The organism is Pantoea sp. YR525 (assembly GCF_900116775.1).
Classification (GTDB): Bacteria; Pseudomonadota; Gammaproteobacteria; order Enterobacterales; family Enterobacteriaceae; genus Pantoea; species Pantoea symbiotica.
Map to the genome: position 1 here is coordinate 130,430 of NZ_FPBU01000003.1, position 26,054 is coordinate 156,483.

General features: G+C 51.0%; 21 protein-coding genes. 15 read left to right on the forward strand and 6 right to left on the reverse strand.

What is annotated here, in order from left to right; translation table 11 throughout:
• Positions 1–206 precede the first annotated feature (206 nt).
• Complete coding sequence (locus BM323_RS07100) at positions 207–830, reverse strand: response regulator transcription factor (RefSeq protein ID WP_008103476.1); 624 nt, start codon at positions 828–830, stop codon at positions 207–209.
• A gap of 99 nt (positions 831–929) precedes the next feature.
• On the reverse strand, positions 930–4,595 hold the full coding sequence (locus BM323_RS07105; RefSeq protein ID WP_008103474.1) for an ATP-binding protein: 3,666 nt from the start codon (positions 4,593–4,595) through the stop codon (positions 930–932).
• Positions 4,596–5,081: 486 nt separating this feature from the next.
• Here BM323_RS07105 and BM323_RS07110 point away from each other — a divergent pair, with 486 nt between their 5' ends.
• The 4 genes from BM323_RS07110 (at position 5,082) to BM323_RS07125 (ending at position 9,158) form a co-directional block, all read left to right on the forward strand.
• Entirely contained in the window at positions 5,082–5,783 is a 702-nt protein-coding gene (locus tag BM323_RS07110; RefSeq protein ID WP_008103473.1) for a response regulator, read from the forward strand.
• 170 nt (positions 5,784–5,953) lie between these two features.
• Positions 5,954–6,985 carry an L-idonate 5-dehydrogenase gene (gene idnD, locus BM323_RS07115; protein ID WP_008103472.1) on the forward strand — a complete coding sequence of 344 codons (1,032 nt, stop codon included), beginning with the start codon at positions 5,954–5,956 and terminating at the stop codon, positions 6,983–6,985.
• Positions 6,986–6,994: 9 nt separating this feature from the next.
• Positions 6,995–7,759: a gluconate 5-dehydrogenase gene (gene idnO / locus BM323_RS07120; protein ID WP_008103469.1), complete on the forward strand. Its 765-nt coding sequence runs from the start codon at positions 6,995–6,997 to the stop codon at positions 7,757–7,759.
• A 79-nt stretch (positions 7,760–7,838) separates the two neighbouring features.
• The gene (locus tag BM323_RS07125) at positions 7,839–9,158 is read left to right on the forward strand and encodes a gluconate:H+ symporter (protein WP_008103467.1); all 1,320 of its coding nucleotides are present in this window, start codon (positions 7,839–7,841) and stop codon (positions 9,156–9,158) included.
• Between the two features lie 30 nt (positions 9,159–9,188).
• On the opposite strand, the gene BM323_RS07130 is transcribed toward BM323_RS07125, so the two are convergent.
• Positions 9,189–9,908 (reverse strand): purine nucleoside phosphorylase YfiH/LACC1 family protein, encoded by a 720-nt coding sequence (locus tag BM323_RS07130; protein ID WP_008103464.1) that lies wholly within the window; start codon positions 9,906–9,908, stop codon positions 9,189–9,191.
• A 109-nt stretch (positions 9,909–10,017) separates the two neighbouring features.
• Between BM323_RS07130 and BM323_RS07135 the strand changes: the two genes are divergently transcribed.
• From BM323_RS07135 to BM323_RS07145, 3 genes are all read left to right on the forward strand, one after another.
• Positions 10,018–10,827, forward strand: coding sequence for a 5'-nucleotidase, lipoprotein e(P4) family (locus tag BM323_RS07135; RefSeq protein WP_008103462.1), 810 nt, complete (start codon positions 10,018–10,020; stop codon positions 10,825–10,827).
• Between the two features lie 682 nt (positions 10,828–11,509).
• Positions 11,510–12,985 carry a SulP family inorganic anion transporter gene (locus BM323_RS07140; RefSeq protein WP_008103460.1) on the forward strand — a complete coding sequence of 492 codons (1,476 nt, stop codon included), beginning with the start codon at positions 11,510–11,512 and terminating at the stop codon, positions 12,983–12,985.
• A 294-nt stretch (positions 12,986–13,279) separates the two neighbouring features.
• Positions 13,280–14,704, forward strand: a complete 1,425-nt coding sequence (locus BM323_RS07145; RefSeq protein WP_008103457.1) for a GGDEF domain-containing protein — start codon at positions 13,280–13,282, stop codon at positions 14,702–14,704.
• A 14-nt stretch (positions 14,705–14,718) separates the two neighbouring features.
• Here the strand turns inward: BM323_RS07145 and ddlA are convergent, their stop codons facing one another.
• A complete protein-coding gene (gene ddlA, locus BM323_RS07150; RefSeq protein ID WP_008103454.1) occupies positions 14,719–15,813 on the reverse strand; it encodes a D-alanine--D-alanine ligase in 1,095 nt (364 codons plus the stop codon).
• Between the two features lie 267 nt (positions 15,814–16,080).
• On the opposite strand from ddlA, the gene BM323_RS07155 reads away from it, so the two are divergent.
• The 4 genes from BM323_RS07155 (at position 16,081) to BM323_RS07170 (ending at position 22,590) form a co-directional block, all read left to right on the forward strand.
• Positions 16,081–18,393, forward strand: a complete 2,313-nt coding sequence (locus BM323_RS07155; RefSeq protein WP_008103452.1) for a type I secretion system permease/ATPase — start codon at positions 16,081–16,083, stop codon at positions 18,391–18,393.
• Positions 18,390–19,631 (forward strand): HlyD family type I secretion periplasmic adaptor subunit, encoded by a 1,242-nt coding sequence (locus tag BM323_RS07160; protein ID WP_008103450.1) that lies wholly within the window; start codon positions 18,390–18,392, stop codon positions 19,629–19,631. The genes BM323_RS07155 and BM323_RS07160 overlap by 4 nt, the downstream gene beginning before the upstream one ends.
• A 5-nt stretch (positions 19,632–19,636) precedes the next feature.
• Positions 19,637–21,544 (forward strand): TolC family protein, encoded by a 1,908-nt coding sequence (locus BM323_RS07165; RefSeq protein ID WP_008103448.1) that lies wholly within the window; start codon positions 19,637–19,639, stop codon positions 21,542–21,544.
• 341 nt (positions 21,545–21,885) lie between these two features.
• Positions 21,886–22,590: an MgtC/SapB family protein gene (locus BM323_RS07170; protein ID WP_008103447.1), complete on the forward strand. Its 705-nt coding sequence runs from the start codon at positions 21,886–21,888 to the stop codon at positions 22,588–22,590.
• A 261-nt stretch (positions 22,591–22,851) separates the two neighbouring features.
• On the opposite strand, the gene BM323_RS07175 is transcribed toward BM323_RS07170, so the two are convergent.
• Together BM323_RS07175 and BM323_RS07180 are read right to left on the reverse strand one after the other, a co-directional pair.
• On the reverse strand, positions 22,852–23,871 hold the full coding sequence (locus tag BM323_RS07175) for a phage integrase (protein WP_091003354.1): 1,020 nt from the start codon (positions 23,869–23,871) through the stop codon (positions 22,852–22,854).
• Positions 23,872–23,878: 7 nt separating this feature from the next.
• Positions 23,879–24,478 (reverse strand): phage repressor protein CI, encoded by a 600-nt coding sequence (locus BM323_RS07180; RefSeq protein ID WP_175501689.1) that lies wholly within the window; start codon positions 24,476–24,478, stop codon positions 23,879–23,881.
• A 135-nt stretch (positions 24,479–24,613) separates the two neighbouring features.
• On the opposite strand from BM323_RS07180, the gene BM323_RS07185 reads away from it, so the two are divergent.
• The 4 genes from BM323_RS07185 to BM323_RS07200 all read left to right on the forward strand — a co-directional run bounded on the left by BM323_RS07185 (position 24,614) and on the right by BM323_RS07200 (position 25,989).
• Complete coding sequence (locus tag BM323_RS07185) at positions 24,614–24,865, forward strand: hypothetical protein (protein WP_091003360.1); 252 nt, start codon at positions 24,614–24,616, stop codon at positions 24,863–24,865.
• 30 nt (positions 24,866–24,895) lie between these two features.
• Positions 24,896–25,405, forward strand: coding sequence for a phage regulatory CII family protein (locus BM323_RS07190; protein ID WP_091003363.1), 510 nt, complete (start codon positions 24,896–24,898; stop codon positions 25,403–25,405).
• A gap of 7 nt (positions 25,406–25,412) precedes the next feature.
• Positions 25,413–25,604 (forward strand): phage filamentation protein Fil family protein, encoded by a 192-nt coding sequence (locus tag BM323_RS07195; protein WP_091003366.1) that lies wholly within the window; start codon positions 25,413–25,415, stop codon positions 25,602–25,604.
• A gap of 67 nt (positions 25,605–25,671) precedes the next feature.
• The gene (locus BM323_RS07200) at positions 25,672–25,989 is read left to right on the forward strand and encodes a hypothetical protein (protein ID WP_254773232.1); all 318 of its coding nucleotides are present in this window, start codon (positions 25,672–25,674) and stop codon (positions 25,987–25,989) included.
• Positions 25,990–26,054 lie beyond the last annotated feature (65 nt).

Sequence of the window (26,054 nt, forward strand, 5' to 3'; positions counted from 1 at the left end):
AGACGAAAGTATCGGACTTCTTTCGCCAGGCACGGGAAGAAACCTACTCGCCCTGTAATAGCATGAAGAAGGGGCTAATAAATTAGCTCTGTGGTTATTAATTCCTTTAAAACTCAATCTTTTTAAAAACTGTCCGGGGTAAGGACAAGGCACATCATGCCATGTCACTACACTGTTTATCCGCAAGACTAGTCTTGATTTTTCTTTTAGCACGCTCCATTACGACGTGCGAGTTCGATGATATCTACCAGGTTTTTTGACTCAAGTTTTTGGAATATTTTTGTTTTATAAGTACTGATGGTTTTATTATTTAATCCCAGCTCGCAAGCGATGGTTTTATTTGATTTTCCTTGTGCGAGTTGCCGTAAAATCAAATTTTCACGATCCGTCAGGCGAGAAAGCATGTCTTGCTCATTCGCATAACGCTGACGCTTATCCAGAATGTCACCAGGCAGATAATTCACGTTGTTAGAGACGCAACCAATCGCGGCGATCAGGGTTTGAATGGGATCGTAGGTTGACACGAACCCGTTAGCGCCCTGGCTAAGTGATTGTATAGATAAGTGATTATTTCCACCCTGGCTTATTAGAATGACTTTCATCCAGGTTTTTGATTTAACGATGTCTCGTAAAAATGCGATGCCATTTTTTTCTTTAAAGTCAGGATCTAATATTAGTATGTCGATGTGATGATGAATGATATCATCAATTCCATCGTTAATTGTGTGCGCAGTAGTGACACAATTAAAACCATTCATTAATAATAAAGCCTGCACGCCGGCGGCAACCAAACGATGCTCATCAACGATGAGGATTTTTGCATTAAACATATCTCTCCCTTTAACGCCACCATAATGATGACGTTGACGGTCATTATGTCCGGCGGATTAATAGGGCGAACCGAGAAATGTCTCGATAAGATTATGATTCTAGGAAAAGTGATGATTTTTCAGGCGAAGTTCTGAAAATTCTAATAGCGTTTGATTTACACGATCTATTTCCACTGTAATTTTCGCTATTAATGTTTGCGCATCATATGCCTCCTCGCGGTGCACCTCTAATTGACGACCTAATTTCACCAGAGCATGCGCATTCAAAATCGCGGCACCTCCTTTTAGTTTGTGGCCGAGTTGTGACAGCGCACTGGCTTCCTGAGTTTGCTGTAATTCTGCCAGCAACGTTTCGTGGCTGGTGCGGATGCTGGCAATCAACGCCAGGCAACTTTCAACATCACGTTCAGCCAACTGGGTTAACAGTGGAGGGAGATTGACAATAGCGCTTTCTGCACCATCATCATCCTGAATGAATTCTTCAGCGGCAGGCGATGGTTTTGAGTCCGTCGCGCCACGTCGGGTGCAATGCTCAATCTGCGCCAGTAAACGATCCAGATTCAGAGGCTTAAACAGGCAGTCATTCATGCCAGCCTGCAAACAGCGTTGCATGATGTGTTGTTCGGCCGAGGCCGTTAGGCCGTACAACATAATCGGCGGTAAATGATGCAGTTGCTCATATTGGCGGAGCGCCTCAGCAAACTGAAAGCCGTTCATTGTCGGCATATTGCAATCGGTGATGATTAAATCAAAACGCAGTGGCGCTTGCTGCCACAGCGCCAGCGCTTCAGCAGCACTTTCGCTGACCACCACCTGATGGCCTGATAACTCAAGTTGCTTACCGAGTAGCAAGCGATTGGGAGCATGATCGTCAATAACTAACACTGAGAGTTTGTCAGAGAACACAGGATGCGACAGATGCGGTTGGGTCTGATCGCGTGGTTCTCCTTGCGGTGCACGGAAATAAAAAGAGAAGACCGCTCCTTCGCCCGGTGCACTTTCTACAATCAGCTCGCCATCCAGCAAGTGCGCAAGATTACGGCAAATACTTAATCCTAATCCGGTGCCCAGCTGCTGTTGATGGCGTTCGCCGACCTGGACAAAGGGTTCAAAAATGGCATGTTGTTGATCTTCCGTCATACCACAACCGTTATCGCTCACTTCAATGACAAATTCGCTGCCTTCCTCTTCCTGCGCGATACCTTGCATCAGCACCACGGTAACTGTGCCTTCTTCCGTAAATTTAATAGCATTGCTTAAAAGATTAGAGAGGATCTGGTTGATCATCAGCGGATCTGTTTTCACCCAATAGGCGGCGATATCCATTTCGACACGTAGATCAATCCCTTTGCTTTCGGCTTTGTTGCGGAACAGTGCGACAGCTTGCTCAATGACATCCGGCAAATAGACAGTTTCCGGCGTGGGTTGATACATACCGGATTCGATCTTTGAAAGATCGAGTACATCACCAATTAATGATAACAATGCGTGTGCTGAACTGTAGGCAACACGAATATTCTCTGAAAGTGAATCCGTGGGCTGCGATCGTGTTTCCAGCTCTAGCAAGCCAATAATGGCATGCAACGGGGTGCGGATCTCATGGCTCATACTGGCGAGGAATTCGCTTTTGGAACGATTCGCTTTATCCGCCGCATCTTTTGCCAGCTGCAACTCCTGCAACAGCGCATTACGTTCGGTCACATCCAGCCAGCCACCAATTACGCCTGCTACATCGCCGAGACGATCGCGAAAAGGTAATGTCCAGTTGTAGAGCTGGAGAGGTTGTTGATCAAATACCATATGGATATCGCGCATCACGGCTTCGCCATCGCGTAAGGTTTGCTGATAACCCTCTTCAATACTTTGGATGCTGGCATTATTGCCCGTAAATACATCGGATAGCCGTTTGCCAATCACCTCTTCACGCTGGAAATTCATATAGCGCAAATAGGCTTTGTTACAGTCAACCAACCGGGTATTTTTGTCGCGAATATACATCGCGACCGGCGATTCATTAAATAGAGTATGGGTGAAATTGAGTTGATTCTTTAACGCATTTTCGGCCTGAATGCGCTGTTGAATGACCTTACGCAAATGACGGTTCCACAACAAAATAAGCACAATCAGCCCGGACGAAACTGAAACAATCATCAGGATCGCCTGTTTATAGTTCTGCCATGAAGCGCTAATAAAAGGGGTTTCTGCCTGCCGCCACTGCGCCAGCAGTTTGAACAGTGTTTCGGGAGGGATCGCTAATAAGGCTTTATTGAGAATGCTGACCAACATTTCATTACCGGGCTCAACACGCATAACGAAACGTGCTGGATCGGCACCCAGCGTACTCTCAACATGCAACGCATCGCCAAAATGATTACGTAGCAGATAATCTGCAAAAATTTTTGGCAGCACTACGGCATCAATCTTGTGCTCTTGCAACTGGCGCAGGGCATCAATTGGATCATCACTGTTAGCTAAACTAAGGTGGGGATAATGCTGCAACATCCACTCTTTCATCGTTTGATTGCTCAGCATTAGTACTGAGCCAAAGGGGAAGGAATCGCGTCCGACGATATTGCGGGGTTTCTGATTGCGGATGATCACCCAATGCGACACCAGCCATGGTCGGGTTGTTAACTGAGGATGCGCCTCGTCTTCCCGATCCAGGATATCCATGGGAAACAGGCGAGGAGAATTATATTTATCGCTGGAAGGTGATGCTGCTCCCAACGCATGATTACTGAAATTCAGCCCGGTCAGATTGGCGATCAGTTCCAGCACATCAACACTCATGCCGAGGAAGGGCATTTTCGCTGTACGGCTACTTAACGGGGCTAATTTGGTCGGTAATAAGGTGCTTATACGTGAGTGATCCTTCAGCCACTGCTCCTCTTCCAGGGTTAATGCGAGTGGATTACGTTGCAAAACATGGTGAACATCAAGCTGCCAGCGTTTGGCTATCTGCATGCGAATAGACAGCGGAATTTGCTGCAATGCCTTATCAACCGCTTTTGCCAGCAAGGGAAAGTGTGGACTAATTCCAAAGCTAACGTTCATTGGAATGCTGTGTGCGTCTGGCGCTATTTTAAGCGCATTAGCAAACAGATATCGGTTGAGATGATTTAGCGTTGCGGCATTTCCCCAAACCTGCCCAGTCTGATTAAAAACCACGGACGCAACTGCATCATAATAGCCAGGAAAGCGCACCAGTTGGTCGCCATGATAGTTACTTTCCAGATATTCGCGTCGTTGCGGTGCTCCGGACCAGGCGATACGTTGGCCCTGTGAAGGACTCAGGCTGATTGCGTGTTCTGCTTTAAAGCCAACCACGCTGTAATCCAACATCCAGGGTGCACTTGAGATCAACTGTTGTGGCGGTGAAGTGGGTAACACAACATTGATCGCCAGCATCTGCATCTCGCCACTGATCACGGCTTTCTGCGCGGCGCTGTGATCAGGATAGTAATAGAGCTCAATGGTGGTATCGAGCATGCTTTGTATCAGGGAGAGATAATCGGCACTCAGCCCTTCAAAGCGTCGTGTGTCGGTATCCATAAATAAAGGAGGCTGCGGCTGACCCGCTACTGCGACTTTGATCACTTTGTTGCGAAATTCCGAAGGAATGGGTTCGGCTAATTGCAATGCGGGTTGCGCAGTATCATATCGAGCCAGAAGCTGCAGTGTTTTTTCCGTTGCAGATGATGTACAGGAAAATAAAGCGACCAGCAATAGCACTGTCCGGCGAAAACTTGCGAGCGAATTGAACACGGCTACATCTCGAGAAAAGTAATGATATTAATTACAGTGAGGACATTGGAGTATAGAGATATTTATATACTTCTCTCCCCCTATTTCAATAGTGTCAATATTTTGCGACCATTCTCAAAAAAACAACCTGTCGTTAAAGAAAATGCTTGAGCATTCAAAAACTCGATTTTATTAATTGTTCATTTTATTCAAAGTGTTAACTATGTCTTGTCCTTTCAAGACAATTCTTATGTGGTCTTATTGTGGAGTTAAGTCAGAATTTTCGCAGTTTAACGTGAGTGGACAACATAAAAATCTATTGCGCTGAGAATTGAAAGCCAGTTAAACGACGTGAATAATCTATTTTCTGGCGAAAGCGTGTGGGAAATTATAATGCTGAGATGAAATTATTATCTCAATCTTTACATATTAATATCATCAGGTCACTTCAGCTGGTGTGGTTATCACAATTGGACAAAGTTAAAACTGTAATAAAGGAATATATAAATGGTATATGCACACAATAAACAAGTGCGTGTTGCTGTCCTTGATGATCACCCAATGGTCCGTACCGTTTTCGAGTTGTGTTTAAAACATGAGCCCGATATTCATTTGGTGGGAACCTGGGCTTCAAGTAATGAATTATTTAATCAGCTAAGAAGTACTGTGGTTGATGTGCTGGTACTGGATTTCCTGCTGGGTGAGCGTGAACTGGATGGTTTGGCGTTGGTGAAACAATTGCGTAATCACTATCCGCAGCAAAAAATTCTCATCTCATCTTCAATGGAAAGTCCGGCCATCGTCAAAATGGTGCTCAGCGCGGGTGTGAAAGGTTTTATTGGTAAAAGCCACAACATGCAGGAAATTACGCATGCGATTCGTCAGGTGGCGCAGGGACGTTTGTTCTTGTCCAAAGAAGTCGCTTACGAAGTGGAGAATCTCTATGTAATGAGCGAAGAGTCACTGGATGATAGCCTCGATTTCAGCAGCAAAGGCAACATGTATGAGAAGGTGAAAACCCTCAGTCCGCGCGAAGTGGAAGTGGTACGTTGTTTCCTCGACGGTTTGAGCGTGTCGCAAATTGCCGTGAAGTTTAAACGCAGTCGTAAAACCGTGAGCGGACAGAAACAATCTGCGCTGAAAAAACTCGGTTTGCGCTCCGATTCTGAGCTGTTCAAATACAGCCACGACCTGATGTCAGGCTATTAATTCTGTTCTGCGGCGGCCAATTACGGCCGCCTTTTTTCCTTTCTACATCACATGCTTCACGTTCCAGGTAACACCTTCTCGTAACATGTTTTAAGGTGATCTTTGTCACAGTTTAAAGCTGCATAACCCGGTCTGATGACCCCCATTGCGACAGCACTTATGGGGACGTTATGAATATCGATACGCAATCCGGCGTAATCACCGGAAAAAAACAAGTCAGCGTTGCGCAGCAGCAGGTGAAATGGGACGGCAAAGGTACGCTGGTGCGCATTACGCGTGGCGGCATTTGTGGCTCTGACCTGCATTACTATCAGGAAGGTAAGGTCGGCAGTTTTGAGATCAAAATGCCGATGATCCTTGGGCATGAAGTGATCGGCTACGTGGTCGAGAGCGATAACCCGAATCTCAAACCTGAGCAAAAAGTCGCGGTTAATCCCTCCAAGCCTTGCGGTACGTGCAAATATTGCCAGCGCGATCAGGAAAACCAGTGCACTACTATGCGCTTCTTCGGCAGCGCCATGTATGTGCCGCACGTTGATGGCGGTTTCACTCAATATAAAGTGGTAGATAGCGCGCAATGCGTGCCATTCCCGCAGGATGCTGATGAAACAGTCATGGTATTTGCTGAGCCGCTAGCGGTTTGCATTCACGCCACGCAGCAGGCGGGCGATCTCACCGGCAAGCACGTGTTTATCTCGGGCGTGGGGCCAATTGGCTGCCTGATTGCGGCGGCAGCACAAGCGCGCGGAGCTGCCTCCATTGTGTGCAGCGATATCAGCGAGCGTTCACTGGAGATGGCGCAGCAGATGGGCGCAACCGACGTGATTCATGCCGCAGAGGGCAATTTCGCGCCATACCTCGCCGACAAAGGCTATTTCGATGTGGCGTTTGAAGCCTCTGGTCATCCTTCTTCGCTGCAGCGCTGCCTTGATGTGGTGTGCGCCAAAGGCACGCTGGTGCAGGTTGGTATGGGCGGCACTATCCCAAACTTCCCGATCATGGCGCTGATTGCCAAAGAGATTAATCTGGTCGGCTCATTCCGCTTTACCCATGAATTCAACACCGCCGTCGAATGGCTGGCTACTGGCGTGGTAAACCCGTTGCCGCTGTTCAGCGGTGAGTTCGCCTTGCAGGATATTGATGCCGCGCTGCAGTTTGCCGGCGATAAAACCCGTGCCGCTAAAGTTCAGTTAACTTTCTAAGGAGCAGTGATGAGCCAGTTATTTTCCCTCGAAGGCAAGCGTGTGCTGCTAACCGGTTCGGCGCGTGGCATTGGATTCCTGCTGGCGCGCGGCTTAGCGGAAGCCGGTGCCGAAGTGATCGTCAACGCCACCACGCATGAAGGCGCAGAGAAAGCTGCAATCCAATTGCGCGAGCTCGGATTCCGTGCACATGCCAAAGCGTTTGATGTCACCCAATCGGCGCAGGTGAAGCAGGCGGTGGATGAGATTGAAGCGGAGTGGGGCGCGATTGATGTGCTGGTGAACAATGCCGGCATTCAGCGCCGCCGACCTTTCCTGGAATTCCCGGAGCAGGACTGGAATGACGTCATTGCGGTAAACCAGACTGCCGTATTCCTGGTTTCACAAACCGTGGCGAAGAAAATGGTTGAGCGTCAGCAGGGTAAAATCATCAATATTGGTTCGATGCAGAGCGAATTAGGGCGCGACACTATCACGCCTTACGCTGCCTCCAAAGGCGCGGTGACCATGCTAACGCGCGGCATGTGCGTGGAGCTGGCGCGCCACAATATTCAGGTCAATGCCATTGCGCCGGGCTATTTCGTTACTGAGATGACACAAGCATTGGCTGATGATCCTGCTTTTACCGGCTGGCTCACCAAGCGCACGCCAGCCGCACGCTGGGGCAAGCCGGAAGAGCTGATTGGCGCGGCGGTGTTCCTCGCTTCAGGTGCGTCGAACTTCGTCAACGGGCATCTGCTGTTCGTTGACGGTGGCATGCGCGTCGCCGTGTGATGCCTGTGCGCGGCTGGCGTTATCGTCGGGCCGCGCCTAAACCTTAATCACCCCTCTGTATTCCTAAGGATAATAAAAAATGCCAATAACCATCATTGTGCTGGGTGTGATACTGCTGCTGGTGTTGATGATTGTATTTAAGGTCAATGGTTTCATTGCCTTAGTGTTTGTCTCGGCGGTGGTCGGTATCGCCGAAGGCATGACGCCGCTGAATGTGATGGCCTCGATCCAGAAAGGTATCGGCTCCACGTTAGGCGGATTAGCGATGATCCTCGGCTTCGGCGCCATGCTGGGGCGGCTGGTTTCCGATACCGGTGCTGCTCAACGGGTGGCCACCACGTTGATCGCCGCGTTTGGTAAAGAGCGGCTGCAATGGGCGCTGGTAGTGACCGGACTGATCGTCGGCCTGGCAATGTTCTATGAAGTTGGCTTCGTACTGCTGCTGCCGCTGGTGTTCACTATCGTGGCGGCTGCCGGTTTGCCGCTGCTGTATGTCGGCGTGCCGATGGTGGCCGCGCTCTCGGTCACACACTGCTTCCTGCCGCCGCATCCGGGCCCAACGGCGATTGCCACCATCTTTGGCGCCAATCTCGGTACAACGTTGCTCTACGGCATGATCATCACCATTCCAACGGTGATTATTGCCGGGCCGGTTTTCTCGAAGTTCCTTAAAAGCTTTGAGAAGTCACCGCCAGAAGGTTTGTATAACCCAAAAATCTTCACCGAAGAGGAGATGCCGGGCTTTGGTATCAGTATCTTTGCCGCAGTCATACCCGTGGTACTGATGGCGATTGCCGCCGTCTTCGAGTTGACCACGCCGAAAGAGAACGCACTGCGTCAGTTCTTCGAATTCATCGGCAATCCAGCGGTAGCGCTGTTTATCGCGGTGGTGATTGCGGTGCTGACGTTGGGGCTGCGCAATGGCCGTAAGATGGAAGAAGTGATGGATATGTGCGGCGAATCGATTGCCGCCATCGCCATGATCATCTTTATCATCGCTGGCGGCGGTGCGTTCAAACAGGTGCTGGTGGACAGCGGCGTGGGTAACTACATCGCCGATATGATGAAGGGATCGTCACTGTCACCGCTGCTGATGTGCTGGACGGTTGCAGCGATGCTGCGCGTGGCGTTGGGTTCCGCCACGGTGGCCGCCATCACCACCGCAGGCATTGTGACGCCGATTATCGCGGCCACGCACGCCGATCCGGCCTTAATGGTGCTGGCGGTGGGTTCCGGCAGCGTGATCGCTTCACACGTTAACGATCCCGGCTTCTGGCTGTTTAAGGGCTACTTCAACCTGAGCGTGGTGGAAACCCTGAAAACCTGGACGGTGATGGAAACGCTGATCTCGATTCTCGGTTTAGCCGGCGTACTGGCGCTCAACGCAATAATTCACTGATCGACAAGGCTTCACAAGGATGTGAAGCCCTCAACCACGCGTGCGGATCCACGAGAAACGTGACTGATAGCCGCTGTCAAAATGGGTGTTGTAGCGATAGCTGGAACCCGATTCCGCCATGCAGTAAGTACAGACGTTCAGCACCTCAATATGTTCCGCCACTATTCCCCGCTGTAACAACAAGCGCCGCGCCAGATTAGGCAAATCAAACCAGATTCCATCTTGCTGGGCCCGCGCCTGCGGACGGATCGCTTGTGCGTTGTGCGGCTGCTGAGTGGAATAGGGTAACGGCGGAAGATCGTGACGATCCTGCATCTGTGTCACCAGATCGTTACCCAGCTCATAGCAGCACGGCCCGATCGCCGGACCGATGACCACACGCAGTGTTTCACGGCTAGCGCCGCGTTCCAGCAGACGATCAATCGCGTTGTTCAACACGCCGCCGAGCGTGCCTTTTAATCCGGCGTGCACCGCCGCCACTTGCTGCTGTTGCGGATCGGCAAATAACACCGGCAGACAATCGGCGGTATACACCGCGACCGGCAGATGATCTTCGCCAATCAAACCATCTGATTCGCAACGCTTAGGCGGGATGTTTTGATTAGCCAGCAGCACATTGGCGCTGTGACGCTGTTGGCCGTAAGCGGCATTGGCTGGAACGGGCTGGCCCGCCGGCTGAAAGGCATATTCCAGCCAGGAAAACTCATCCAATAGTCTTGATCGTGGACCGCTGTGTGGGTGCTGTGCCATAAGTGTCTCCTCTCACCAAACGGCTGCATTCTGCTGCCCACAGCTTACGTTAACTGCTACATTTTTAAAGCTTTACAAAAACTGACCCTAATCACTTAAGGATGAAATGATGAAGAAAACCACTTTGCTGGCGGCGTCCGGCTTAATGGCGTTGGCTTTGACCGGTTGCGCGCAACCTGCCAAACAGCAGGCTCAACAGCAGCTTGGCCAGCAATCGGTACTGGCAGTGAACTGGTTCCAGCAATCAGGCGAATATCAGGCATTGAGCTGGCAGGCGTTTAACAGCGCGCGCATGGCTTTTGATCAGGCGCCATCGCTGGCGGGTAAACCGAAAGCGGTTATCGTCGATTTAGATGAAACGATGATCGATAACAGCGCCTACAGCGCGTGGCAGGCAAAAAATGGGCAGCCCTTCTCGGGTAAAACCTGGTCAGCGTGGACGCAGGCACGTCAGGCAACCGCCGTGCCGGGCGCAGTGGAGTTTGCTAACTACGTCAACAGCCACGGCGGCACTATGTTCTATATCTCCAACCGCGATCAAAAAGACTATGCCGCAACGGTGGAGAACCTGAATAAGCTGGGCTTCAGCGGCGTGAGTGAGAAGACGGTGCGCCTGAGCACCGGCAATTCCAACAAGCAAGAGCGCTTCGATGCGGTGAAAAACGCTGGTTACAACGTGGTGCTGTATGTGGGCGACAACCTGAATGACTTTGGCGGTTCAACCTGGCATCAGGGAAATGCGCAGCGTCAGCAGTTCGTGAGCCTCAACCATCAGCGTTTTGGCACCCAATTCATCGTGTTACCGAACCCGCTGTATGGCGACTGGGAAAGTGGCATGGCAGAAAACTACAACAAACTAACGCCTGAACAGCAATTGCAGGTGCGTGAAGCGCGTATGAAAGCGTGGAACGGTAAATAATTCGTCAGGTGAAATAGCGTCTGCTTAGGCAGGCGCATTCATGTCCTCTTCAGGTCCAGTTATATTTACACTCCTGCGTAACTATTATTCCCCTCATTGTTTTCCTGATCTCTTGCTTAATTTACTGAGAATGAATAGTGAATTATATTGCCTTTCTGGCGCAATGGCAGTGAATACCGCTAATCATAAGTTTTGTAATTAGGAATCTTCCCAGCTCAAAAGGTTTAATTCTTATCGCCACTTGAAAGGCATACCATTATTACGTGTATATTTTTGTAATTGCATTACGAATATTATATTTAAAGATGCTCTTATTTAACTGTTAATAATGATTTTTATCGATATCGCCGATTGCTTGTCCAATTGCATAAACTTACCGAATTCATACGTTTACTGAACTTTTGTTTACAAAAAGACTCGCTTTGTCGACGTCAGATATATTCCTGATGCAACACCATGCTTAAGCGTCTATAAACAATTTCTGTGAGGAAGTTCTGCTTTAATCCTCGATTGTGCACCATAGCCGCGTTAAATGACGTCGCTATTTACCTGAAAACGATATTTTTAAACGTTGGGATAAGATTATTGTGACGCCCCTGAAACCCTTATTAGCGATAAATCGCAGTCTGGCTTTGCAGCGCCGCGCGCGGTTAATTCAGCAATCTGCAGAGGAATCAACGCCATGAATTTAAGCACGCTTCGTCAGGATATTCCGGCTGGTTTGGTGGTGTTTCTGGTCGCGCTGCCGCTCTGCCTTGGCATCGCGCAGGCGAGTGGATTACCACCCTTTGCTGGTCTGCTAACCGGTGTGATTGGCGGTTTGCTGGTTACTGCGCTGAGCCCGTCGCGCTTTGCCGTCAGCGGTCCAGCGGCGGGTTTGGTGACGATTGTGGTCGCATCGATCGCCACGCTAGGAAGCTTTTCCGCCTTTCTCACCGCGCTGATTCTGGCGGGTGTGTTGCAGTGCCTGTTTGGCTTACTGCGTGCCGGACGTTTTATCGCGCTGGTGCCGAGCAGCGTGATTAAAGGCATGCTGGCGGCGATTGGTATTCTGCTGATCATGCAGCAAATTCCGGTGGCATTCGGCGCGGCCGGCGATGTCGAGCTGCTGTCGCTGGTTAACGGGGAGTTTCAATTTTCGCGCAGCGCGATGCTGGTTGCTGGCGTGGGTTTAGTCATTCTCTGGCTGTGGACCACGCCGCTGATTAAATCGGTTAAAGCGCTGAGCTGGATGCCCGGTCCGCTGGTGGCGGTGCTGGTGGGCTGTGCCGCCACGGTATTTGGCGATCGTCTGTTCCCGGCGCTGGCCGAAGGCTTACCGCGCATCACGCTACCTGCGTTCGATAGCATGTCGGCGCTGGTTGCGGAGCTGGAAACGCCAGACTGGCAAGCGTGGCAGAACCCTACGGTGTGGATGGTGGCGATAACGCTGGCGCTGGTCGCGAGCCTTGAAACCCTGCTCAGCCAGGAAGCGCTGAAGAAACTGCGTCCGCAAAATCCTGCTCCTTCACCTAACAAAGAGATGTTTGCCCAGGGCATTGGTAACCTGACCGCCGGTTTTCTTGGCGCGATGCCGATTACTGCGGTGATCGTACGCAGCTCGGTGAACGTGAGCGTTGGCGCGCAAACCAAGCTGTCGATTCTGATTCATGGTGTGCTGCTGTTAATCTGCGGCCTGTGGTTCAGTAATCTGCTCAACGCGATTCCCCTTGCCAGCCTCGCGGCGGTACTCCTTTATACCGGCTATAAGCTGGCCACGCCGCGCCTGTTCATTGAGCAGATACGCATGGGGCCGCAGCAATATGTGCCATTCCTTGCCACTATCGGCGGGATTATTGTGTTTGGCATGCTGGCCGGCATTGGAATTGGCATCGCTACCCAAATTCTCTACAGCATCTATAAAAGCCATCGCAACGCCTTGCAGCTCACGCGTCATGACGGTCACTACGTTTTACGCCTCAAGCAAAATCTGACCTTTATGCACAATCCGAAACTGCAGGGATTGCTGGCGGAGATTCCGGAAAACAGCGTGGTGGTTGTGGATAACGATAACGCCGAGTATATGGATCCCGACGTTAAAGCGGTGCTAAAAGACTTTGGTGAAAACGCACGTGAACGTGGCATTCGTCTGAGTCAGTGGCCTGTTGCGGTGAAATAGCAATAAGTCTGCGCTGGAATAGCGGTTTTAAAACGAAAAATCGGATATCTCGGATAGCCGATTTTTTTATTTACAGGGCATAATTGCCGCAAGTTTTATCCTTTGTCTCTGGTGTTTCCACAATGCCATTTGGCCCGACGCTGCTGTTTATGGCAGGTTGAGCGCCGCCCAGCCGCAGAGTAGGATGACGAACACTTGCTTAATTACCGAATCATCGCACGGTTATTTCCGGTTTAATGCTTGCTGATGCCTATGGCTGATGGCGGCACTTTCCAGGTTACAGGGTTCAGACGTATGCGCGTTATGCTGTTTGAAGAGAATAATTTTAAAAAGAATGCTCTCACGCTGTTCTTCATTACGCTGTTTTTCTGCTTTATCGGCAGCCATTTACGCATCCCCGAAGAGTTCTCTCTGTTCTGGCCGGTGAATGCGCTGGTGGCGGGACTGATAGTGCGGAATCCGTTTTTGCACACCACCTCCAGCTATCTGGTGTGCTTCGGTGCGATGGTTTTTAACGACACGGTATTTTCCGGCTGGGCGCTACCGGCGTTTACCGTCAATTTTGCCAATATTCTGTTTATCCTCGTCGCGGTCAGCATGCTGATCAAACATCTGCAGCGTCCTTCCGCTAACAGTCAGGTATTCAATGCGATGCGCATATTTCCCGCCTGCTTTCTTGGCGCGGCGGCGTGTGCGACCTGGGGCGCATGGGCGCAGGATATCGATTTCAATGCGCGCTTTATCGTGGCGTGGGGCGACTGGTTTAGCGAACAGTTCTCCACTTCGCTGATGCTGCTGCCGGTGATGCTGGCGCGCCCGCTGCGCACCGTTTCACCGCGCACCTTGCTGCATCCCGGCAAACTGCTGCCGCTGGCGGCGGTCATCTTGTCGCTGATCGTTGGAGCATTGATTGGCGGGGCTGGCAGCCTGACATTCCCGGTTCCTGCGCTGATCTGGTGCGCTATCGTGTTGCCGATTCCGTTGACCAGTTTGGTAATCCTGATAACCGGTATCACCGAGATTGTGCTGGTGTCGCACGGCGTCATGAACATTCAGGGTGACGATGCGCTGCTGCCGATTAGCCATCTCACCTCCGCACGCCTCGGCGTCGCTACCGTCGCGCTCAGCCCATTGCTGGTGGCGGTGAGCATGGATGCCATCCGCCAGCTGAATCATCGCCTTGCTCTGCGCGCTAATTTTGATTTCCTCACCCAGTTGCTGTCCCGTTCCGGTCTGTATGAAAGTCTGAGAAATGAACCTTTTTCGTTACAGCGGGAAGCGGGCGTAGTGATGCTCGATGTCGACTATTTCAAGGCTATTAACGACAATTTCGGCCACGATGCCGGTGATTGCGTATTGGAAGAGATTGCGCGGCGCATTCAGCGCGTGGTCGGTAATCGTGGCATGGTATGTCGATTCGGTGGCGAAGAGTTTGTGATGGTGATGTTCGATTGTAGCCATAGCCAGCTCTATCAATTGGCCGAAACGATACGTCAGGCGATGGTTAAAGAGAAGTTCTGGATTCAGGGCAACACGGTAACGGTAACCGCCAGTTTAGGTCTGGCGCGCGGCAGTGCGCAGAGCGAACGTGAATGGCCTGGCGTAATTAATCGTTTAGTGTCAGCGGCGGATAAGAATCTCTATCTCTCTAAACGTAATGGCCGTAATCAAACCTCACCGGCGATGGAGCCGCGCAGCATGATGAATGACGTGGCCTGAGCCACGTCCGCCTTTTACACGCTGCTTTTCAGTTGGCTGGTCTGCTGATGGCGCTGCTGTGCCAGCTCGATCAGACGGGTAATCAGATCGCTGTAGCTTAAGCCCGCCGCCTGCCATAACTTCGGATACATGCTGATGTTGGTGAAGCCGGGCAAGGTATTCACTTCATTAACAATGATCTCGCCGCTTTCCGTCAGGAACACGTCAACACGCGCCATACCAAAACACTCCAGCGCCTGAAACGCGGTAACCGCCACCTGACGAATTGCCTCGCTGGCTTCATTGCTGATCGCTGCTGGCACCACCACTTGCGCGCCGCTTTCGCTGATGTATTTGGTATCGTAAGAGTAGAAGGCATCATGGACTACCACTTCGCCGCACGGGCTGGCTTCTGGCGCATCATTGCCAAGCACCGCACACTCAATCTCCCGTCCCTTGATCCCTTGCTCGATTAAGACTTTGCGGTCAAACGTAAAGGCCAGATCCAGTGCGGCATCGAACGCTTCAGCGCTGTCGACTTTGCTCACGCCGACTGACGATCCCTGATTAGCCGGTTTGATAAACAGCGGCAGACCAAAGCGGGCAATCACGGCCTCAGTATTAATACTCGCGCGCTGTGCCTGCGTCACGCTCAGCCAGGGTGCGACGTTCAGTCCGGCATCACGTAGCAGGCGCTTGGTGAAATCTTTGTCCATGCTGACCGCAGAACCGAGCACGTCAGAGCCGACAAACGGCAGATTCGCCATGCGTAATAAGCCCTGTAGCGAACCATCTTCACCCAGCGTGCCGTGCACGATGGGGAAAATGACATCCAGCTGTGACAGCGGCTGCGCTTGCTGACGGGTAATCAACTGCTGGGACGAACTTCCCGGTACCAGCGCGACATTTTCACCTGAACGATTAAGGGCAATCAGCTTCGGATTTTCTGCGTTGAGTAAGAAACCCGATGCATCATTTAGATGCCATTCGCCCTGTTTATCGATCCCCAGTAACACCACGTCATACTTGCTCTTATCGATGGCTTCGAGGATGTTTTTGGCTGATTGTAACGACACTTCATGCTCGGCTGATTTGCCGCCAAACACGATCCCTACGCGCTGTTTTACCATTGCTATTTGTCCGATTGCGATAAAGCGAGCCAGTAAGATAACACGCCCAGGACAGCCATCAACAGCCTTGCTTTTTCCTACGTAACGCCGCGCAAAACAGCCCCTCTCAGCGCCCTTAGTCACGAGTTTAAACAATTATTCATAACCGTTTGAGACAAGTCTTGGACGGCTGAAAACCTGCCTTCTGTCAGAATTTTCCCAATTCAAACAGGTGCAACGGTGGGCAATGTGCTCACCGTTTTTTGTCAGGTTTACAGGAGTCGGGAAATGGTCGACCAGAAGCAGGATGCTGTGGAGCAGGATGCGCGTTCTGTTGCTCGTATTGAAACCACGGTGGATGACACGTTATTAAAAAGCGTGGCTTGGATCTGCAAACACTACAAACGCGAGAAAAGTGAAGAAGCGCTGGTGGCAGGGTTGCCAAAAGCGACATTGCTCTCCCCATCACAAGCCATGACAGCGTTAGAGAATGCCGGTATCACAGGCGGCATGGTCGAGCGTCGTCTACAGGATCTTCCGGAACAGTTAATGCCGATGATTCTGCTGCGCAAAGAGGGCGGCGGTTGCATTGTTCTGTCACGTCGTATTCATACCAATGAGGAGAACCAACGCGAGTTGCGCTTCCAACTGGTGATGCCAGAAGTCAGCGCGGCCGCAGTCGAGATGAGCCTGGCAGAACTCAATGAGATCTACGCCGGCTTTGCTGTTATGACGAAGCCCACGGCGATCATTGATGAGCGCGCCAGTGAAATGCTGCCGGAAGTTAAGGGCCATTGGCTATTTAGCACGTTGTGGCGTTATCGCCGTTATTACCGCAGCGCCGCAATTGCAGCGGTATTGATCAACGTCCTCGGTCTTTCCAGCATCTTCTTTACCATGAACGTTTATGACCGCGTGGTACCGAATCAGGCATTCGTGACGTTGTGGTCGTTGGCGATTGGCGTCACCATAGCGATGATCTTCGAAGCGGTCACGCGTTTCGTACGTGCGCATCTGCTGGATATGGCCGGTAAAAAAGCCGATTTAGTGCTCGGCAGTATGCTGTTCCGCCAGGCGCTTTCCATCCAGATGGAGCATAAACCGGCTTCCTCGGGTACCTTCGCCAACCAGATTCGTGAGTATGAATCGGTACGTGACTTCGTGGCGTCCGCCACGCTGGCGGCGATTTCCGATCTACCCTTCATTCTGATGTTTGTCGGCGTGATCTTCTTTATCAGCGGTCCGCTGGCGATCATTCCACTCATGATGATCCCGCTGATCATCATCGTCAGTGCGGCGATCCAGTGGCCACTGGCACGTATCATGAAAGAGAACCTGCGTGACGCTTCACTGAAACAAGGCGTGCTGATCGAGTCGGTTGAAGGAATGGAAACGCTGAAAGCAGTTGGCGGCGAAGCGCACATGCAGCGCCGCTGGGAAAACTTCAGCGCACTGCAATCGGCTAACTCAATGAAATCCAAACGTTACTCAACGCTGGCAACCGGCGTGGTGACGTTCCTGCAGCAGTTCCAGACGGTGATGTTGGTGGTTGCCGGTGTTTATCTGATCAACGAAGGCACCTTTACCATGGGTGCGATGATCGCCACCGTAATGTTAGCCAGCCGCGCCACCGGCCCGCTCGGTCAGGTTATTGGTCTGGCGGTACGTTATCAGCAGGCAAAAGCAGCATTAACCTCACTTAACAAGCTGATGGAGATGCCTGTCGATCGTGACAGCAGCAAAACCTATCTCACCGATCCGCCGCTAAGTGGCGAGATCACGCTGACCAACGTCAACTTCTCCTATCCGGCACCACCAATGAAGCCGAACCCGGAGATTCTCAAAGATATCTCGTTGAGCATCAAAGCTGGAGAACGCATAGCGATTCTCGGCCGCATCGGTAGCGGTAAATCCACCTTATTACGTGTGATGGCGCGTCTCTACCAGCCGGTGAAAGGCCAGCTTTCAGCCGATGGTCTTGATGTAAACCAGATTGATCCTGCGGACTGGCGCAAGGCTGTTGGCTTTGTCGGGCAGGATGCGCGCCTGTTCTACGGCACGCTGCGCGAGAACGTGATGATTGGGCGTCCAGACGCTACAGCTAATGAGCTGCTGCGCGTGCTGAATCTCACCGGTTTGGATCATGTCGCCGCACGTCATCCAAGCGGGATCAATTTAACGGTCGGCGAGGGCGGTGAAGGCTTGTCCGGCGGTCAACGTCAGTTGGTTTCTCTGGCGAGAACACTGTTAACGCGTCCCAAAGTACTGCTGATGGATGAGCCAACCAGCGCCATGGATAGCATGACGGAGAATCAGTTCCTCGCGCACTTACGTCGTGCCAGTGAAGGACACACGTTGATTGTCGTGACGCATCGCCCATCCATTCTGGCGCTGGTTGATCGCATCATCGTGGTGGAAGAAGGAAAAGTGGTCGCGGACGGTCCTAAAGAGCAGGTTCTGGCGGCGCTGGAAGGAAAAAATAAAGCGCGCCAACAACCGCGTCAGGCGGTTGAACCGGCGGTACGTGAGCCAGCTCCCGCTAACGATGCTTCGGCGGTGCCAATGCCAGCGGAAGCAGCAGCAGAGGAGGCTGCAGTATGAGCAAGTTAATGCCATGGCGTAAGAGCGCGAAAGGGATGTCCGCCGCTGATGCCGAATTTATGAATGACGTGCAGGCTTCTCTGCTGTCGCAAACCACACCCGGTTCCAAGCTAGTGATGTGGATCATCATCGCGGTGTTAGGCGTGGGTATTACCTGGGCCAACTACGCGCGGGTGGAAGAGATCACCAAAGGCGATGGCAAGGTCATTTCACGCAGTCGTGAACAGGTCATTCAAAGCCTGGAAGGCGGCATTCTGGCGGAAATGAATGTGCGTGAAGGTACGGTGGTGGATCGCGGTGATGTGCTGCTGAAAATTGACCCGACGCGCGCGCAATCCAGCTATCGCGAAGTCCTGAGCAAAGTGGTGGGTCTGAAGGGGAGTATTGCGCGCCTTCGTGCTGAAGCCTATTCACTGCCACTGGCGTTTGATGAGCAGGTGAAGAGCGATCCAGCTGTGGTGGCGCAGGAAACCAAAGCCTATGAATCGCGTAAGCGTGCGTTAAGTGACAGCATCAACTCATTGCAACGTAGTTACGCACTTTCGATGCGTGAGATTCATCTGGCTGAGCCATTAGCGGCCAAAGGTCTGTTGTCGGAAGTCGAACTACTGCGCATGCAGCGTCAGGCCAATGACATCCAGGCGCAAATCGTCGAACGCCGTAACCGCTATCAATCTGATGCTCACACCGAGCTGGGCCGCCTGGAATTAGAACTGAGCCAGGTCAGCGAGAACCTTATTGGTCGTGCCGATATCGTTGATCGCACCACGATTGTGGCGCCGGTGCGCGGTACAGTGAAGAACGTGCGCGTGAATACCATTGGCGGGGTTATTCAGCCTGGTGAGCACATCCTCGAAATCGTTCCTCTGGAAGAGCAGTTGCTGGTGGAAGGGAAAATCCGTCCGTCGGATGTCGCCTTCCTGCGTCCTGGTTTGCCTGCGAAGGTGAAAATCACTGCCTATGACTTTGCCATTTACGGCGGACTTGATGGGCACGTGGAGTACATCAGTCCGGACACGTTGAAAGACGATCAAAAAGCGGCCAGTGGACGCCCGGATGATACCTACTATCGCGTACTCATCCTGACGGATAAGAGCACGCTGCACGCGGGTAACAAAGATCTGCCAATCATTCCTGGCATGATCGCTACCGTTGAGGTGCGCACGGGTGAGAAAACCATTCTCGATTACCTGCTGAAGCCGGTCCTGAAAGCCAAAGAAGCATTCCGCGAGCGTTAATAATCATGAAAAATAATAACAAGATGCGCCATGCACAGGCGCGTCATTTCTCTCTGCTTGCCGTTTGTGTTGCGGTGGTGATGGCATCTGCTGTCAACGTAATGGCTGATTCCACCAGTGAGTTGATGATGTTTGCGGAAATGAGTGGTCAACGTCCGGTGGCTCCGGCTCCGGCTCCGGCTCCGGTTCCAGCTCCAGCGCCGGTGCGAACTCAGCCTTTGCCGGTTCCTGTGGTACCAGTGTCTGCTCCACCGGCATCTGCGGCAAACGTTGCGCGACCAGTAATCGCTACGCCAGCGCAGCAGCCGATCTTCGCTGAAAGGCAGATACCTGCGGCCGCTATTACTCAGCCGGTTCAGCCGTCAGCTGCGCCAATCGCACCGGCTGCGATAGCTGAAGCTCCGCAACAGCTTAAGGCCGTCGAACGTGCAGCAACGATCAGCGCCAACCCGAGCCAGCCGGCTGAAATTCAGGGTGGCGGTTTCCTGACTGAGGAACAGCGTCGTCCCGAGCCAAAGCCGTTCAATCCGCTGCAACCGGCGCGGAACGTGAGTCAGCCTCAACCTGCGCAAACCTCAACTTATGCTCCAGTGGAAAGCCCACAGGCAAATATCAATTTTGTAAGCACGCCTTCAGCCGATGCTGCAGTGACTTCCCCGGTGACGCTGAGCGGTGGGGCTAATGAAACGGTTGCCGAGAGTGAAATTCGTCAAAAGTTTCTCTCAGCGGCGCGCATTACCTGGCGTATTAGCCCCTCGCTGAAGTCCTACATCGCTCAGGGTGATGCGGCTGAAGCCAGCGTAGATGAAGCAAAAGGCCAGCGCTGGCCGCAGGTTGATGTCAGCGCCGCATCCGCCACCAAAGAGTTTGGTAGTGGCACGAAGAATTATGAATACCAGGGGAATACGCCATCATTAGGTGTTTCAGTGGCGACCAACCTTATCGACTTTGGCCAAACCAGTCGCACCATTGAAAGTCGTGAAGAGCGTGTGACTTCTGCACTGCAATCAGTGCAGGCACAGCGTGAAGATCTGGCGATGCAGGTAAGTAATGCATTGATTGAGTGGAATAAACAGCAGCACGTCATTGCCATCAGCAAACAATATCTGGGGCGTATGGCAGAGCTGACCAAAATGCTCAGCGGTATTGTTCAGTCAGATACCGGACGTCGTAGTGAACTGACGCAGGCAAAAGGGCGCTTGCTGCAAGCGCAAAGCTATCTGGAAAATGCCGAATCGCGCGCACGTGATGTAGAAATCACCCTGAATCGCCTGATGGGCAACAGCCGCGTGACTTTACCAGCCAGCGATAAGTGGGCACTTTCCTTTGGCGATTTAAATCGCCAGCTGACTAGTCTGGACGTGCATCCATTGATCTTGCGCGCCAGCGCCGAAGAGCGAGCGGCCTTCAAAGAGGCGGAGGCGATCAAAGCTTCTGGTCTGCCAAAGCTCAACTGGACAGTTAGCAAAAACACCCGTGAAGATCAACTCGGGCGCCAGCAGGCATGGCAAACCGGCCTCAACGTGAGCTGGGGCTTATTCCGCGGCGGTTCAACCAATGCACAGGAAATTGCGGCGATTAAGCGTGCCGAAGCGAGCCGTCAGCAGGTGCAGGAGCAGCGCCGCGATCTGGAAAACCGTGTACGCGCTGCCAGCCAGAATGCACACTCAACAGCGGAACGCGCCGTGCTGTACAAAAACCTGATTGTGGAATCCGATCGTATTCGTAAGGACTTCTTTGATCAGTGGTATCACTTAGGCCGCCGTTCACTGCTGGACGTATTGAGCGCAGAAAGCGATCTGTACAACAACCAGGTCAGTGAAGTCAGCAACCGTTTTGATAGCTATGCCGCCATTATCAGCGGGTATGCTAACTCGGGCACGCTGAGTCGTTGGTTAACGACCGGACGATAAACTGGCACATAAACCCGCCTCGGCGGGTTTCTTGTCCTTACCCAACGTAAACGAACGGGCTTTTTGAGTTGGCAACGCGGCGCAAACCACTTTAGAATCGCGGCGAATTTTTACCCAAGAGGAGAACGGCATTGGACACTTGTCCCACACGATTACAGCAGGACCTCGCGGTAAGATAGCTTTCACGCTGTCTTAACTGCGCGTTAAGACGGTGGATTTCCTTCCAGAATCACCCCTTTTCATAAGCACAATGCAGCTGATTCCCAGCGGTATTCGCACTGTCTGTAATCCATTTTTTAACCTGTTGTTCCGCATATAAAAGCTGCGGAGTGAGGTCTATCATGGATTGGAAAATCTTTTTACTGCGCGTCACAGTCGCGCTGGTTTTGGGGGCTCTGATTGGTAGTGAGCGCCAGTTACGTCAACGCATGACCGGATTGCGCACCAATGCGCTGGTCAGCACCGGCGCTTGTCTCTTCGTTCTGATGACACAAAGCGTGCCGGGTATCGCCACCGATGCGTCGCGCGTTGCAGCCTATGTGGTATCCGGTATCGGTTTTCTCGGCGGAGGCGTGATCATGCGTGATGGCTTAAACATCCGCGGATTAAATACCGCCGCCACCTTGTGGTGCACCGCCGCCATTGGCGTGCTGTGCAGCATGGGATTGCTGCTGGAGGCAACAATCGGCTGTATGGTCATTCTGTGCGCGAACATTCTGCTGCGTGAACTGGCTTTGGGGATCAACCGTCAAACCATCGTCTCAGCCGCCGAAGCGATTCAACACTATAAAGTACAAATCATCTGCCTCGCGCAGGATGAAGTCCAGGTTCGCAGCTTGATGCTGCACACGCTCGGTGGCAGCGGCCTACGGCTACAATCTCTGCACAGTGAAGATATGGATCCGCCGCATCGCATGGAAGTAAATGCCGAGGTGATTGGTAATCCGACGTTAACCGATCAGCTTGAAAGCCTGGTGAGCCGTATTAGCCTGGAGAAAGGGGTGAGTTCGGTAAGATGGCAGGTGAGTGAGTTGGAGCGTGATTAATCTTTTAGCAAACGTGACGCCATTTAATCGCCACTTTGAATGAAGAAGAAAAAAGCCACCTTGAGAGAGGTGGCTTAATTATATGAATTTATTCGCTAAATTTGGTGGCCCCTGCTGGGTTTGAACCAGCGACCAAGCGATTATGAGAAAGTTGAAGGGCAACGGAAAAACAATAACTTGCCATACTTATCAATATCTTAATTGGTTTTAGTTAGCATCAATAGGTATCTCTAGGAACTTTCCATCGCCATTTCATCGCCATTATGCCAAAGGATTAAGCTTCACTGCATCCTCAAAGTGTTCGGGTGAAAAGTGAGCATATCTCATTGTCATTTTAATGTCGGTGTGACCCAAAATGCGCTGTAAAACTAATATATTTCCTCCATTCATCATGAAGTGACTAGCAAAGGTATGGCGTAGCACATGGGTTAATTGTCCATCCGGCAACTCAATGCCAGTCTTCTTAAGCGCTGCTCTAAATGCTCCATAACAAGAAGGGAATAATGAACCACTTTTCAATTCACCATCGTCATCCCTTGGAAGCTCCTTAGATAATTTATCGCTAATAGGAATGCTTCTGTTCTTTTTACCCTTGGTCTTGATGAACGTGATTTTGTTGGAAGCGATTTGTGAAGATTTTAGAGATTCGGCTTCTGACCATCGTGCGCCAGTCATAAGGCAAATTTTCACAACAGTCTGTAACTCCGCAACAGAGCTACGCCCACACTCTTCAATTAAGTTAGCTATCTGCTGCTTAGTGAGGAATGTCATTTCACTTTCTTCTGTGCGGAACGGGCGAACATGTTGCAAAGGGTTATCCCCCTTCCAATCACCAAGCCTTGTTAGTTCGTTAAAAACGGCCCTGAAGTAAGCAAGCTCAAGATTCAATGTGCGTGGCGATACTTCTTTAACACGAGAGGATCGGGCGAATTTTCCACTCAATCGTTTCTCACGATAATCCGTAAAGCCCTGCGCGCTAAAGTCTTTGGCTAATGGTTGGCGCATGCACTCACATGCATGGTGCATAGCCTTTTGCCTTTTTTCGCCGTCTCTTAAAGTTATACCGTGACGCGAATACCATGAATCAACCAGGTCTTTAAGCGTGCGTTTATCTTCTGCCTCTCCAAGCCAAGGTTTCAGATTTGCTTTTTCAATCTCGTGGTTCTCAAAAGCAATTGCCTCCCCTTTGGTAGCGAAAGTCCTTCTGATGCGCTTGCCGTCTGCGCCATTGGGATAAACTTCAGCCAGCCATTTACCATTTGGTTCTTTTCTAACAGTCATTGTGAAACTAGCCCGTCAAGCCGCAGGAAATGGGCAGGTAAGCGACAACCTCAATGTCTGAATGCGCACATTCAAAGCTCTCATTGTTGAATGAAACCTTCAAGCGCGATCCGGGTAATCGACTCACCCTCTTGATTGAATGAGACCCCTCAATGCTTATCAACCATAGCCCGTCGAAAATGTCTCTTTTTCCAAAGTCCGCAATGTATTGAGTTGAGCCATCAATAATGATCGCTGGTTCAGACAGTTGAATGTTGAAATGAGTTAGAAGTGACGCATCAATAGCTACGAAATCCAGAGTTTGCAGCCCACCACCCGTTAGCACCTTCCTCTCAAGTGAAAAGCGATTAGTGATATTCACTTTTTGTGAATCATCGATCTCTTTTCCTCTACCTGTTGCCAACCACTCCAACGACACACCAGTTTCAGCCATGCATTTCACAACAATATCAGAGGGGAAGTAGCCCCTTGTATAGCGGTTAGCCAAGCTACTGCTGGCAATTCCTAGGTGATCAGCTAAAGCCAGTTTGGTTTTAAAACCATAGGCCTCGATTACTCGATCAAGAACTTCCTTAGCCCCATCCTCAAAATTAATTTGTAGCTTCAAGCTAAAAACCTCTTGATGTGTAGATATAAGTGAATGTAGAGTGCGTCCTGTAGCCAAGAGCTAAATACCTATAGGAACTGATTAGCGCCAAGAAAGCCTAATCGATACTCAATAACCAACAGGAGATTTTGCAACATGAACCCGGTTATTACAATCCGCATCCCAAGCGCTACGGTATCAACTTTAGAGTTCGCACGCCTCGAAGGTTATGCTGTTGATACTGTGAGAAAAATGACTCAGCGCGGGCAGTTGGAAGCGGAACCAAAGCGCCTGCAGCCAGGTAAAAAACGTGTCGGTGGTAAAACCCGCATCCTCTACGCACGCTACAAAGAGAAGCAAGTGCGCGCCAATTTGGGACATTCTCGTTTCGAAATAGTAATCGGTTAATTCACTATAAGTGAATCAAAGGATTGGCATATGTTTGATTTTAAGATTTCCACCCAAACACATTTCGATGATGCATGCCGCAAATTTGCTCTCACGCACAATATGGCAGAGTTGGCCAATGTGGCAGGAATGAAAGTGCAAACGCTACGTAACAAGCTGAACCCTGATCAGATTCACCAGTTAACAGTTTGTGAAATGCTGTTGCTAACAGATTTAACTGAAGATGCAACGCTGGTAGATGGCGCTCTGGCGCAATTGCAATGCCTGCCATGTGTGCCAGTCAATGAAGTGGCGAACGAGAAATACTCGGCTTATGTGCTCAAGGCAACCGCCGAGGTTGGCATGTTGGCAGCAAAGGCAACAAACCCTGAGAAAATCACAGCCACTTGCCGCCGTGGAATGGTTGAAGCTGCTAACACCGGCATTCGCTGCCTAATGCTAGCCGCGATTGCAGTACAGACCCGCATTCACTCAAATCCGACATTAGCCTCAACCGTTGATGCAATTAGCGGGCTGAGCGCTTCAATCGGAATTAGTTGAGGGAAAGATGATGATCTCATTTGCAGCACACTTAAAACGACGAAGCCCGTCAATGTCGTATGGCGACGGCTGGATTATGGGGGAGAATGGTAGGCGTTGGCACCCATCAGCCGATCAGCAGGCTCTATTAAAAGGCTTGTCAACTAAGCGCAAGCGTACCGGATTATTTAATCGTCTGCGTCGTAAATTTGGTGGTTAATATGGCAAGAGTTATATGGGAAGTACCTAAACAACACGCACCTGCTAATTTTTCCAAAATTCATTTGATGGGCGCTCGTGTTGATAAACTTCAGCCAATGACGTTTGATGAATTTCGCAAAAAGTGGCGTCAAATGCGTGATAACAACGCAAATCCGGCACTGCGTTATTTTAATCGTCAGAATGATGAATTTAAGTTCTGCGTAATGACGTTGGCTAATCGTGATAATCCCAAAACATTCAAGCCGGAGGAAATCGGAAAGCCTTTTGAGTATTTCGATGAGCGCCGCCGAGAGTTAATTATCATCGCAATGAATAAAGTTGCGCGTTGGGGGAAAATATTGCCTGGTCGTTTTTCAACTGCTGACTGTTTTTTACCTGAGTAAATAAGACGTTAAACCTAATGGCGTAAACCCGCCGGGCATTCTTTTGCCTTAATTCTGGAGAATTA